Source organism: Collinsella aerofaciens (genome assembly GCF_040910185.1).
In the GTDB taxonomy this organism is placed as follows: domain Bacteria; phylum Actinomycetota; class Coriobacteriia; order Coriobacteriales; family Coriobacteriaceae; genus Collinsella; species Collinsella aerofaciens_BF.
Genome location: NZ_JBDGBA010000014.1, coordinates 43,394 through 56,449 on the forward strand (window position 1 = coordinate 43,394; position 13,056 = coordinate 56,449).

11 protein-coding genes are annotated in these 13,056 nt (G+C 61.7%); 2 read left to right on the top strand and 9 right to left on the bottom strand.

Annotated features, from left to right (window positions below; genetic code table 11):
• Positions 1 to 58: 58 nt before the first annotated feature.
• The 6 genes from pstB to AB5Z54_RS06795 all read right to left on the bottom strand — a co-directional run bounded on the left by pstB (position 59) and on the right by AB5Z54_RS06795 (position 6,165).
• The gene (gene pstB / locus AB5Z54_RS06770; RefSeq protein ID WP_368160936.1) at positions 59 to 931 is read right to left on the bottom strand and encodes a phosphate ABC transporter ATP-binding protein PstB; all 873 of its coding nucleotides are present in this window, start codon (positions 929 to 931) and stop codon (positions 59 to 61) included.
• The gene (pstA, locus tag AB5Z54_RS06775; protein ID WP_368160938.1) at positions 928 to 1,854 is read right to left on the bottom strand and encodes a phosphate ABC transporter permease PstA; all 927 of its coding nucleotides are present in this window, start codon (positions 1,852 to 1,854) and stop codon (positions 928 to 930) included. The genes pstB and pstA overlap by 4 nt, the downstream gene beginning before the upstream one ends.
• Positions 1,847 to 2,755, bottom strand: a complete 909-nt coding sequence (gene pstC / locus AB5Z54_RS06780) for a phosphate ABC transporter permease subunit PstC (protein ID WP_006235426.1) — start codon at positions 2,753 to 2,755, stop codon at positions 1,847 to 1,849. Before pstC ends, pstA begins: the two co-directional genes overlap by 8 nt.
• Before the next feature lie 24 nt (positions 2,756 to 2,779).
• A complete protein-coding gene (locus AB5Z54_RS06785; protein ID WP_260700045.1) occupies positions 2,780 to 3,718 on the bottom strand; it encodes a phosphate ABC transporter substrate-binding protein in 939 nt (312 codons plus the stop codon).
• Positions 3,719 to 4,011: 293 nt separating this feature from the next.
• The gene (locus tag AB5Z54_RS06790) at positions 4,012 to 5,448 is read right to left on the bottom strand and encodes a M20 family metallopeptidase (protein WP_368160941.1); all 1,437 of its coding nucleotides are present in this window, start codon (positions 5,446 to 5,448) and stop codon (positions 4,012 to 4,014) included.
• 54 nt (positions 5,449 to 5,502) lie between these two features.
• Entirely contained in the window at positions 5,503 to 6,165 is a 663-nt protein-coding gene (locus AB5Z54_RS06795) for an HAD hydrolase-like protein (RefSeq protein ID WP_368160942.1), read from the bottom strand.
• A gap of 156 nt (positions 6,166 to 6,321) precedes the next feature.
• Between AB5Z54_RS06795 and AB5Z54_RS06800 the strand changes: the two genes are divergently transcribed.
• Positions 6,322 to 7,182, top strand: a complete 861-nt coding sequence (locus AB5Z54_RS06800) for a DegV family protein (RefSeq protein ID WP_368160944.1) — start codon at positions 6,322 to 6,324, stop codon at positions 7,180 to 7,182.
• Between the two features lie 168 nt (positions 7,183 to 7,350).
• On the opposite strand, the gene AB5Z54_RS06805 is transcribed toward AB5Z54_RS06800, so the two are convergent.
• From AB5Z54_RS06805 to AB5Z54_RS06815, 3 genes are all read right to left on the bottom strand, one after another.
• Positions 7,351 to 8,109: a TIGR00730 family Rossman fold protein gene (locus tag AB5Z54_RS06805; protein WP_368160946.1), complete on the bottom strand. Its 759-nt coding sequence runs from the start codon at positions 8,107 to 8,109 to the stop codon at positions 7,351 to 7,353.
• Between the two features lie 235 nt (positions 8,110 to 8,344).
• Positions 8,345 to 9,484 (bottom strand): tRNA guanosine(34) transglycosylase Tgt, encoded by a 1,140-nt coding sequence (gene tgt, locus AB5Z54_RS06810; protein ID WP_260700054.1) that lies wholly within the window; start codon positions 9,482 to 9,484, stop codon positions 8,345 to 8,347.
• A gap of 369 nt (positions 9,485 to 9,853) precedes the next feature.
• The gene (locus tag AB5Z54_RS06815) at positions 9,854 to 10,654 is read right to left on the bottom strand and encodes an SDR family NAD(P)-dependent oxidoreductase (RefSeq protein WP_006235414.1); all 801 of its coding nucleotides are present in this window, start codon (positions 10,652 to 10,654) and stop codon (positions 9,854 to 9,856) included.
• Between the two features lie 294 nt (positions 10,655 to 10,948).
• Here AB5Z54_RS06815 and AB5Z54_RS06820 point away from each other — a divergent pair, with 294 nt between their 5' ends.
• On the top strand, positions 10,949 to 12,712 hold the full coding sequence (locus AB5Z54_RS06820) for a coiled-coil domain-containing protein (RefSeq protein WP_368160948.1): 1,764 nt from the start codon (positions 10,949 to 10,951) through the stop codon (positions 12,710 to 12,712).
• The last annotated feature ends 344 nt before the right edge of the window (positions 12,713 to 13,056 follow it).

Here is a 13,056-nt window from a genome sequence, read left to right on the forward strand (position 1 = left end):
CCTCTCCAATCAGTCCCGTGGCGACCGTGGCCACCGCGGGCCTCAAGCATGTCCCGGACTAGGAGAACATGCCGGTGAGGTAATCGTTCAGCCGCTGATCCTTGGGCCGTTGGAAAATCTCGTCAGTCTCGTCGTACTCGACCATATCGCCCATGTAGAAGAACGCCGTGCGGTTGGACACACGCGACGCCTGTTCCATGTTGTGCGTCACGATGACGATGGCGCGGTCGGCAACGATCGACGACATCAGGTCCTCGATCGCCAGCGTCGAGATGGGGTCGAGCGCCGAGCAGGGCTCGTCAAACAGGATCACGTCGGGATTGAGCGCCAGCGTGCGCGCGATGCACAGACGCTGCTGCTGGCCGCCCGAAAGCGCGTAGGCACTCTTGTCGAGCTTGTCCTTGACCTCGTCCCACAGTGCCGCGCCGCGCAGACTCTCCTCGACCATACGATCAAGCTCGTCGCGGTCGGTGATGCCGTGACGCCTAGGCGCAAATGTAATGTTGTCGCGAATGGACTTGCGGAACGGGTTGGGCTGCTGGAACACCATGCCAATGGAGCGGCGCAGCTCGTAGGTGTTCTCGGTCCTGGTGTTCACATTGCGTCCGCGGTAGTTAATCTCGCCCTCCACGCGGCAGCCGCGAATCTCGCGATTCATAAGGTTGAGACTGCGCAAGAAGGTCGACTTACCGCAGCCCGAAGGCCCAATGAGCGCCGTGATCTCACCCTTGTGAAAGTCGAGCGACGTGTCGTGTAGCGCATGGTGGTCGCCATAGTACACGTTGACGTCCTTGGTGGAGAGCACGACCTCGTCGCTCACGGCCCTGCCGCTCACGCGAACGCGCTTCTCGCTCTCCCCCACACTCGACAGAAAGTCCTGGGTCTCGGACGTGGCCGCCTCGGTTGCGGGCGTTGCATTCATCTCGCTCATTCGGCCGTCATCTTCCTTGCCAGTTGCTTGCCCACGATGCGGGCGATTACGTTAAACAGCAGCACGCAGATCATCAGCAGTGCGGCGGTGCCCCAGACGATCTGCTGGGCCTCGGGGCTGCCCTCGCCATAGATCTTGTAGATGTGCACGGCGAGCGACTCACCGGGGCGGAACACGTTCCAGGCGCAGGTGGGGCTCGACAGGTTAAAGCTCAAGAAGTTCAGGCGAACCGGCGAGCTCATACCCGAGGTAAAGAGCAGCGCCGCGGCCTCGCCAAAGACGCGGCCGGCCGAAAGCACGATGCCGGTCACGATGGCGGGCATGGCCTCGGGAATCAGGATGTGCAGCGTGGCCTCCCAGCGGGTAAGGCCCATGGCCAGGCATGCATCGCGCTGGGCCTGTGGCACGTCCTCGAGCGCCTGCTGAATCACGCACACCAGGATGGGGATATTGAACATGGTGAGAGCGACGGCGCCGGAGATGATGGAGTACTTCCAGCCCAGCTGCACCGAGAACACCAGGAAACCGAACATGCCGACAACGATGGAGGGCAGCGAGGACAGCGTCTCGATGGCGGTGGAGGCGATGTCGCGGATGGGCCCATTCGGCGCGTACTCAACCAGGAAGACCGCTCCGCCTAGGCTGATGGGCACCGAGATGATCAGAGTGATCAGCAGCAGGTAGAACGAGTCGAACAGCTGGTAGAGCACGCCGCCCTGCGTTCCGTTGGCGCGCGACGGCTCTGTGAGAAAGCCCGGCTGGAACAGCGTCGAGATGCCCTCGAACAGGATATAGGCCACCATGGAGATGACGATGAGCATGACGATGGCGACGATCGCCGTCAGCACGCCCGTGGCGATGCGATCCTGTTTTTGGACACGCCCGAGCCTCGCCTCGTCGATGTGGATGCGCGTGCTAGCCACGAGCCTTCGCCCCCTTGCGGCCAATGAGATGGATGATCAGGATGAAGATGAGGCTCATGCCCATCAGCAGCAGGCCGAGTGCCCACAGAACATCGTCCTGGGCCGAGCCCTCGGCATAGACTGCCATGGACGTGGTGAGCGTGGTGGTGATGGTCGAAGCCGGCGACAGCAGCGACGTCGGCATGGCCTCGATGCCGCCGATGACCATGCGCACGGCGAGCGTCTCGCCAAAGGCGCGGGTCATGCCCAAGATAACCGCGGTCATGAGCGACGGCATGGCGGACTTGAGCACCACGTGCCAGATGGTCTGCCAGCGGGTGTAGCCCAGCGCGAGCGAGCCCTGGCGGTAGCCGTCGGGCACGGCGCGCAGGCCATCGACCGAAAGCGTGGTCATCGTCGGCAGAATCATGACCGCCAGCACGATGGCGCCGGGCAAGATGCCCAGGCCCGTGCTCACATGGAAAACGCTCTTCATAAGACCGACGACCACGTGAAAACCGATCAGGCCAAAGACGACCGAGGGGATGCCGGTCAAAAGCTCAATGAGCGGCTGAAAGATCTTAGAGCCAAACTTAGGGCTAATCTCGACCGCAAAGATGGCAGAGCCGATGGCGATGGGCAGCGCGATAAGCGTGGAGAGCACCATGACCGCAAACGAGGTGACGATCAGGGGCAGGGCGCCGGTATAGGGCAGGCCGTTTTCGGCTGTGTTGGCCAGGTCCCACTTGGTGCCGGTGAAAAACTCGACGACCGAGACGCCGTCCTTGACAAAAGCCGAGAGGCCCTTTTGGGCGACCATAAAGATGAGCGCGGCAACGACAAGCGTCACGAGCGCTACGCACGCGCCCGTGACGCCCAGGCCCACGTTCTCAAGGTCGCGCTTTGGCAGCTGTTTTGCCATTGCAAACCTTTCCGGGGCGATTACTTATTTAGCAGAGACCTTGCCGCTGGCGTCCTTGACGACCTTCATGGCAGAGACGGGGATGAAGCCCTGCTCCTCGACGAGCTTGCCCTGGACGTCGTCGGAAAGCATGAACTCCAGGAAGGCCTTGGTGGCCTCGTCGGCGTCCTTGGAGCAGTACATGTGCTCGGTAGCCCAGATCTTGAAGGAGTCATCAGTGACATTCTTGCTCTTGGGCTCGACGCCCTCGACCTTGATGGCGTTGAACTTGGAGTCATCGAAGTGCGAGAAGTCGAGGTAGGAGATGGCGTTATCGGTGCTGCCCATCTGAGTCTGGACGTCGCCGGACTTGTCGAGCTCGGCGTCGCCCTTAAAGTCGACGGCCTCGTCGCCAAAGACGGCGGCCTCGAAGGTGGCGCGGGTGCCGGAGCCGGCCTTGCGGTTGAGGACGACGATGGTGGCGTCGTCGCCGCCGACCTCCTTCCAGTTGGTGATCTGGCCAGAGAAGATGCCCTTGAGCTGCTCGAGGGACAGGTCGTCGACCGTCACGTTCTTGGAGACGACGGGACCCATGCCCACGACGGCAACCTCGTGGTCGACGAGGTTCTTGACCTGGTCGGCCTCGAGCTTGGTCTCGGCGAAGACGTCGGAGTTGCCGATGGTGACGGTGCCGGCGGCAACAGCGGTCAGGCCCTTGCCCGAACCGTTACCCGAGCCGGAGACGGAGACGTCCGGGTTGGCATCCATGAACTTCTCGGCAGCGGCCTCGACGAGAGCCTGGAACGAGGAGGCGCCGTCGTAGGTCACCTCGCCGGAGACGGACTCGGCAGCAGCGGCGCTACCCTTGTCGGCGGCGTCGGATGCGCCGGAGCCGCCGCAACCAACGAGACCGAGACCGACGATGCTGGCAAGACCACCAGCGAGGCCGAGGAACTGACGACGAGAATAAGCCTGATCGAGCATGATCTTCCTTTCATACATGCGACTCGCGGGCACCCCGCCCGCTTTGCTGTTTGGAAAGATACGACCTCGATCGGGCAGCGCCCGCGCCAACTGCGGTTTCTTACGGGCATCTGATAGACCCTTACCGCAAGCGCGGCTCGGCTTTACAAACGAATAACAAACCCGCCACCAAGCATGACCCGCCTTTTACACCAATAAAAACAAAGTTGCGGTGAAATAGTTCCTGCTTGGCCATCAAATGGCCCATTCTAGGAACTATTCCACCGCAACTTAGATTGGGAAACCGCGAGACCTTAAAGCTCTAATTCATTCAAACGGAGGATCGCAACAATATAGATCTTGAGCGCCTGCTTGAGCTGTTCCTCGTTGGCGCACTCGTTGGGACCGTGCATTTGGCCGCCCCACGCGGGCAGCTCAAGGCCGGTCTCCTCGGGGCCAAACGACACGGCGCGGGCAAAATTGCGCGCATACGTGCCGCCGCCCATGGCAAAGGGCTCAGCATGCTTGCCCGTAAACTCGTTATAGGTATCAATAAGCGCCTTCACGGCCGGATCATCGGCAGAGACTGAGAACGGCACCTTAGCGCGACCCAGCTGACACGTCACGCCAAAACGGCCCACGAGCGGGTCGAGCTGCTCGCGGATGGTATCGGCACTGGTGCTATCGGGGAAGCGCACGTCGATGACCTGCTCAATATGGCCATCCGCCACGCGGATGACGCCAGCGTTGCAGGTAAGCGGGCCAAACGCCGGACTCGTCGCATCGATACCTAGGCCGCGGCCATAGGCATCCGCGTGCACAAAGGCCAGGAACTTGACGAACTCGTGCTCGGCAGGCGTCAGCAGGCGCTCGTCGCGTGCACCAAACGCGTCCTCGGCCTCGCGCAGATACGACACGATCAGGCCGACGGCGTTGATGGTGCCCTCAGGCATCGAAGCGTGGCCGCCAATACCGTGGGCGAAAATCTGCGCATGCCCGTTATCAAGCGCCGTGATCTCCAGGCGGTCGGCGTTCTCAACGGGCGCCGGCAGCTCATCGGCGGCAATCGCAAGCTCGCAGATGGACTGCGACGGAATGGCATTGCTCGCCTCGGAGCCGCTCCACGACACGATGCGCCCGCCGTCGATCTTGGGGCTCACAAACGTCGCCCCAAACTGGCCCTTCTCGGCATTGCAGACCGGGAACTCGGCATCGGGCGTAAACAGAAAGTCGGGATTCGCGTAGTTCTCCAGATAATGGTGAACGTCGGACATGCCCACTTCCTCATCGCAGCCCAGCAGCGCGCGGAAGGTGTAGCGCGGAACGATGCCGTGCTTGAGCAGGTAGGCGCCGGCGTAGAGCGACAGCACGGCCGGACCCTTGTCGTCGATCACGCCGCGGCCGAGCAGCCAGCCCTCGCGACGCTCCATCGCAAACGGGTCGGTGTTCCAACCGGGACCGGCGGGAACCACGTCAACATGGCAGATAGTCGCAAGCTGCTTATCGCCGCGGCCCGGGATATCGGCAATGCCCACATACCCATCGTCGTCGCTCGTCTGGTAGCCGAGCTTTTGCGCAATGCCGAGCGCGCAATCGAGCGCATCACGAACCGGGCGGCCAAACGGCGCGCTAGGCTCCGCATCGGCAGCAACGGCTACGGACGGATAACTCACCAGCTGCTCGATATCGGCGACGACATCCTCCCAGACCTCGTCGACATACTCGGCAACGCTCTGCTCCACCTGATTCATGGACGACCTCCTTACCAATGAGCGGCGAGCGTGCCCGCCCCTCACATCAAATTCTTATATAGCGAAAAGTTTAGCAAGCTCGGCCACCGAGTGCACCACTGCATCGGCACCCGCCGCCTCGTGCTCGCCCGGCGCCGCCGCACCCGAATAGATACCAATGCACGGTACGCCCATTGCGTGCGCGCCCTCCACATCGTTAAAGCGATCGCCGATCATCACGGCATCGTCCGCGGCCGCACCCAAGGCCGCCAACGCGTCGCGAACCGAATCGGCCTTGGTCTCGCGCCCCTGCGGTGGATTCATGCCAACCACCGCCTCAAACTGCGAAAGCCCCAGCTCGCCCACCATGTCAATGCACTTTGCCTCCATGCGTGACGTCGCCACGGCCAAGCTATGCCCCTGCGCGACAAGGCCATCGAGCAGCTCGGGGATTCCATCGAACACGGGATACTCTTCCGGTCCCAGCTCATCAAAAAAGGCACGGTACTCGTCGGCCACCACGAGCGACTCCTCGCGGGAAAAGCCATAAAAGTCATGGAAGCTCTTCCACAGCGGAGGCCCGATCATGCGACGCAGGTCACCCATCTGCGCCTCCGAAAACCCGCGCGCGGCAAGCGTCTTGCGCGTCGAGGTCATCACCGCCCGACCCGTATCTGCCACCGTGCCATCGAAATCAAACAGCACGACCGGCCGCTCGCATAGCTGTAATGCCGCCATCGGCACTCCTCTTCCCCAGTTGATGATTTCCACACCGACACTTCAAACTGTTGACTATTCAACAATTGAACCTAGCAATGTAGAGCAACTCCACTATACTTGTCGCACTTTGCTCTCAGAAGGCGGCGCGAAAGCGCCCCAACGAAAGGTGCAATTATGTCTTTTGCCATCATAACCGACTCCACGTCGGACATCTCCCCCGCCCGCGCTCAAGAGCTCGGCATTTACGTGATTCCGCTGCATGTGATTATCGAGGGCGAGGACCTGCTCGACCAGGTGCAGATTACCGCCCAGGAGTACGTCGCGCGCATGGCTGGCTCCGAGCAGCTGCCGCACACCTCGCAGCCGAGCGCCGGCGAGTTCAAGGCACTCTTTGACCGCGTGCGCGCCGACGGCCACGACAGCGCCATCTTTATCTCGCTGTGCAGCGAGTGGTCCGCCTGCTACGCCAACGCGTGCCAGGTGGCCGATACCCACGAGCTCGACGCGCGCTGCATCGATTCGCGCACCGGCTCGGGCGCCGAGGGCCTGCTGGTGGAGTACGCGCTCGCCATGCGCGAGGACGGCCGCAGCCTGGACGAGACCGAAGCTCAGATCCGCGCGACGCTGCCCGACGCCCATCTGCTGCTGATTCCGCGCACACTCGAGAACCTGGTCAAGAACGGCCGCGCGCCCAAGCTCGCCGGCCAGCTGACGCAGATGCTCAACATTCGCCTGGCCGTTTCGCCGGAGTGGAAATCGGGCGAGATCAAGGCCATCAAGAAGGGCCGCGGCGCCAAGCGCATCGTTGCCAACACCATGGCCGATTGCCTCGCATTTTTGGCCGAGCATCCGGGCTCCAGCGTGCGCGTGCTCACGACCGGTGCCGCCGAGGAGCAGGAGCTCGTCAGCCAAGCGCTCGCAGGCCAAGACTATGTAGACGCCGGCACCGGCCCCATCGGCTGCACCATCGCCACCCATGTAGGCGTCGACGCCATCGCCATCAGCTACTGCCCCCGCTACCAGCCCATCCACTAGGGGCACCTTTACCGCTTGCGGTGGAATAGGGACTATTTTTGGCTTATCAGCCGCAAATCAATCCCTATTCCACCGCAACTTAGAAGCAGTTCATTTGGGACGGGGCTAAAAAGACTGATATCAAACGTTTCAGACCAGTCTTTTTAGCCCCGTCCCATTTTAGCTACTCTACATCAGCCCGCTCAGGGCGATGTCGACGGCCTCATTGATGTCGTCGGTGATGTGTACGAGCTCGGGATCGAGCGGGCTAATCATACCGGCGTCCATCACCGGACCGTTAAGCCAGTCGAATAGGCCCTGCCAGTACTCGCTGCCTACCAGCACAAGCGGCATGCGCTTGACCTTGTGCGTTTGCACCAGCGTGAGCACCTCGAACATCTCGTCGAGCGTGCCAAACCCGCCGGGAAACACGATAGCGCCCGAGCTGTATTTGACGAACATGGTCTTGCGCACAAAGAAGTAGCGGAAGTCCATACCGAGGTTCACGTATTTGTTGAGCCCCTGCTCGTGCGGCAGTTCAATGCCCAAACCAACTGACTTGCCGTTGACGCTCGCCGCTCCCCTGTTGGCCGCCTCCATGATGCCGGGGCCGCCACCGGTGATAACCGCCACGTCGCGCTGGGCAATCTTACGGCCGACCGTGCGCGCCGCCTTGTAGAGCTGATCGGTCTTGGGCGTACGGGCACTACCGAAGATGGTCACCGCAGGCCCTAACTCGGCAAGTGCGCCAAAGCCATCGACAAACTCGGCCTGGATGCGCAGTACGCGCCACGGATCGGCATGCAACCAGTCGGTCGACTCCTCGGGCGCCAGCAGGTTGGCGTAGGTGTTGTCCTTAGGAATCATGGGGCCGCGCATGACCACGGGGCCGCGGCGGTACGTCTCGTCGTAGGCAGGCTCGCCCTCGACATTCTCGTTCTTAATCATGGGTGCTCCTATCGAGAAAAAGAAAAACGGGCGGGGTCGACGCCATGCGCCAAACACCCGCCCGAACATCAACTATTCGGTATGGTACCCACGATGCATCAAGCGCTTGCAAGCTATCGGTCAGCGGTCGGGCAACCGATGCCGGCGCATGCGATGCCCGGCGCCGGTTGCGCGCGGTCGATTGGCACACGATCTCGACACCGCGCGAACGCCCCCACAAGCGCCCGCGCCGCTCTTAGTAATCCACCGCCGCAGGGCTGTTCATCCAGTCGCTCACAAACGCGCCGTAGCGACCCTCGATAATGGCCTGGCGGGCACGCTGCATAAGGTTGAGCAGGTAGTAGATGTTGTGCATCGACAGCAGAATACCGCCGAGCATCTCCTTCTGCGTGACCATGTGACGGATGAGCGCACGGCTGTAGCCGCCCGTGCACACCGGGCAGGTGCAGGTGGGGTCGATAGGGCCGTCGTCGTGCGCAAAGCGCGCGTTACGGAAGTTAAGGCGACCCTCGCTGGAGAACGCCGTACCCATGCGGCCGGTGCGCGTCGGCAGCACGCAGTCGAACATGTCGATACCCACGCCCACGCCGCGCACGAGCGTGGTAGGGTTGCCGACGCCCATGAGGTAGCGCGGCTTGTGCTTAGGCATGTACTCGGAAACCAGCGGCGCCAGCGTCTCGAACATGGTCTCGTGGTCCTCGCCCACCGAGTAGCCGCCGATGCCGTAGCCGGGGAAGTCGCCGCACTCCTCCAGGTGGCGCAGCGATCGCAGGCGCAGGTCCAGATGCATGCCGCCCTGGACGATGCCAAAGAGTGCCTGGTCATCACGGGTGTGGGCCTTATAGCAGCGCTCGGCCCACATACTCGACAGCTCCACCGCGCGCTCAACGTAGGCGCGCGTGGCGGGATAGCCCGGGCACTGGTCCAGCTGCATGCAGATATCGGAGCCGAGCTTCATGGCGATTTCCATGTTGTCCTCGGGCGTCCAGAACACGTGGCGGCCGTCGTAGTCGTTGACGATAAAGCGCACGCCCTCGTCGGTGAGCTTAACGGCGTCGTTATGGCTAAAGACCTGGAAACCGCCCGAATCGGTGAGGATGGGGCCGTGCCAGTTCATAAATTTGTGCAGTCCGCCCAGCTTGGCGATGGTGTCCTCGCCGGGGCGCATGGACAGGTGGTAGGTGTTGGCGAGCACGATCTGCGCACCGAGCTGCTTAACGGTCTCGGTGGGGATGCCCTTGACGTTTGCCTTGGTGCCCACGGGCATAAAGATCGGCGTCTCGATGTCGCCGTGCGGGGTGTGCAGCACGCCGGCGCGCGCGTGCGTCGTCGGATCCTCGGCGATCAGGTCGAATTTAAAAAGGCTCTGGTCCATAAACTGGAACTCCTTGGTTGCGGTTCATACGCAAACCATTATACGGGCAACCCGCAAGAAGCACCGACTCGACAGAAACTAGTGCAAAGGAAACCTGCCCCCTTGCACCAATGCACCAATGCACCAATGCACCAATGCACCAGGATAAAAATGATCCGTTTTCCTCCGTCCCCAACGGATCATTTCCGACAGCCACAGCAACGCCGATGTTATGGCACCGACAGCGAAAACCCGCCAGAGCGAGCAAGGTGACGTGAAACGAAAGGGCGCTGACCTTCTGGTCGCGCCCTTGAAGTTGAACGTCAGATTGCCGCTCTGGCGGGTTTGCAGCGTCAACTGGTTACGCGGTTTGGTAAAACCGCGTAACCCCTAAGGACGCTGGCCCATGCCACCCTCGAGGGTGACGGTCTCGCCGTTCATGTACTTAAAGTCGGGGCCGCAGAGCTGAACGACCACGCGGCCGATTTCCTTCTCGACGTCGCCGTAGTGACCAGCCGGCGGCATGTGGACGTTGGCCTTGAACGCCTCGGGATAGGCATCCTGGAAGTTCTCGAGCGCAGCGGTCCAAGCAAGCGGGCAAACGATATTGACGTTGATGCCGTCCTTGCCCCACTCGTTGGCGGCAACGCGGGTCAGGCCGCGGATGCCCTCCTTGGCGGCAGCATAGCTGCACTGGCCATAGTTGCCAAACAGGCCGGCGCCCGAGGCGAAGTTGACCACGGAGCCCTTGGTCTCCTTCAGGTGCGGATAGGCCTTCTGCATGTACAGATAGGTAGCATACAGACCGGAGTAAATGGCCAGGTTAAACTGATCCATGGTGTGATCGGCGATGGTCACGCCCGAGGCGCTGGCCTGAGCATTGTTGACGACGGCGTCGATGCGGCCGAACTCCTCAATGGCCTTGTCGATGACGTTCTGGACGACGGCCTCGTTGTCCTGACCGGCTGAAACATCGGCCTGAACAGGCAGAACCTTGACGCCGTACTCGGCCTCGAGGGATTCCTTGGCAGCCTCGAGCTTGGCGACGTTGCGGCCGGTGATGACGAGGTTCGCGCCCTCCTTGGCAAATGCGATATCGATGCCGTAGCCGATGGAGCCAGCGGAACCGTCCTTAAGCGTGGCCTTGCCGCCGCCGGTGACGATCACGGTCTTACCAGTGAAAAGTCCCATACAAAGTCCTTTCAAATCGCGACGGGCACGCCCGCCGACTGCGCGCATCCAACTTCACGCGCCAAAAGCTGAAATGCAACTTTAGCGTGTTCAAGTGAAAAATAAAGGACACAGCGGGCGAACGGCACCACGTCGTTCGGCGAAGGGATTGTCAAGTACAAACTGAATAAAGCGATCGAGTTATTGCTATCAGATCGAGCCATCGAACACGTTTTGAAACTTTGCTGCGGCGCGCGGGATGTCGGCGCGAGACTTTATCATAGGGTGACAAACAACGATGAGGAGCACATGCCTATGACAGACGAGCTGGACCCCCAGACTCAACAGCATATTGATGATCCCGCAGACGTCACCGCAGATACTGACGCTGTGACCTGCGATGGTATCGACATCGACGACCCCATCTTGAACGAAAGCGCTACGGCGGAAACCCCCGAAACAGAAAACGCCGATGAGCAAAACGACGATGCGCCCGCTCAGGACGACGCCCCTGTACAGGACGACGCCCCGCAAGCAGCGGGCCCCATCGAGGTGTCTTCGGAAGAAGAGCTCGATGCCGTCATGGACTCCATGATGGATGCTGTCAAAGCGATGAAAGACGCCGTCGCCGATGCCGATATCGATGCCGAGGAAGAGGAGGCCGCCGAGGCGGCCTCGACCTTTGTGCCCGGCGAGACTCCGGTTGCCGACCAGGGCAGCACCATGCCCTCGTTTCTGCAGCTCGAGCACCCCACGATTGGCGCCGATGCGGTCGATCCGCACGCAGCAGGCTTTTCTGTGGTCGAGGGCGGTACCGGCAATATCGCCGCGCCGCAGGCTGCCGATGCGGACGCTGCCGACACCGCTCGCCCGACCGCCCCGCACTCCCCCGCCGCGAGCCGCGATCTGGGGACCGCTGTCTCGAACACTGCGAACGCCGTGGGCACCTTTATCGCCCAGGGCGCCTCGGCCATGCGCGAGATGAACGCCGCGAAAAAGGCACTTGCCGATGCCCGCGCCCACCTGGCCGAACTTGAGCAGCGCATTGCCGATCAGGCCGAGGAACTCGAGACGCGCCAGGATATCGCAGGCCGCTACGACCAGATCGTCGCCGACCAGCGCCAGGCGATCGCCACAGCGCAAAAGACCGCTGCGGCAGCCGAGATTGACCGTGATGCCCACGCCGCCAAAGCGACAGAGCTCAAGGGGCAGTTCGAACAAATGAAGACAGAGGATGACGCGACTGAGCTCCGCCTGAAGGCCGCGCTCGATGCCGTGGAGGCCCGCGAGGCGAGCTCGCGCGAGACCGGCAACCGCCTCGTTCGCCGTCTTGAGGATTCCAAGCGCATCCGCGACAAGGTGCAGGCCGAGCGAGACGCCGGCATTGCCGCCGCACAACAAACCGTCGACGCCACGCGCGCCCAGCTCGAGACGCTGCGTCATGAGTATGCCGAGCTGCAACGCAATCCCTCGGCAAATCCCGCCAACTATACGGTGCGCACCAGCGAGCTCTCGATGCAGATCTCCGACACGGCAGATGCCCTGCGAAAAGCCGAAGAAGATGTCCCGCGCATCACCGCCGACCTTGAGCACTCGCTTGCCGCAGCCGAGCAGGCCGTCGAACAGGCTCAAGCCCCCATTGCCGAAGCCAAACGCGCACACCAAGCCGTGACGACTGAGGCCGATGCCGCGCGAGACGAGCTGCAGACAGCGAAAACTGCCGCCACGACGCGCCAGCGCGAACTGCGCGAGAAGATCGCCGCCGAGGACAAGGCACGCCGCGACCAGGAGCAGACCATCGCCAACGCCCAAGCAGATACCGCACATGCGCAGTCGATCATCGAGCAGGCGACCGAAGTACACGACCACCCAGAGATCACTGAGTCGCTTGCAGGATCCTTGGCCCGAGACAAAGCCGAACACGCCGAGACCGAGCGAGAAGTTGCCCAGCTCGAGGCCACCGAGGACGCGGTGCGCGAGCGTACCCGCGACTCACGCATCAAATTCACCGGCGCCATCGTCTGCATCGTCGCCGCAATCCTGGTGATCATCCTGATCTGGCTGTTCGCGAGCAAGTAAACTAGCTGCCAAAAAAACGCTCAACGCAGTTGCGGTGAGATAGTTCCTGTTTAGCCCTCAAAAAGCCAATTCAAGAACTATCTCACCGCAACTTATTAGATTGATGCAAGGCAATCTATCCCTCTTGCACCAATCTCTTGACATAAGGAGTGTCCCCAGGTGCCGGCACAAAAGGAACGTCCCCAAGTGCCAAGCGCCCAATGACTACTCAACAACCACGGCAACACCGATGTAATGGCAGAGTCAGACACTATGACCCAATCCGAAGGCACGGAAACGACAGGAGCCCCCGCTCGTGACCGCGGGTCGGGGCTGCGACAATGTTGTTGAAGTGCCAGAGGCGC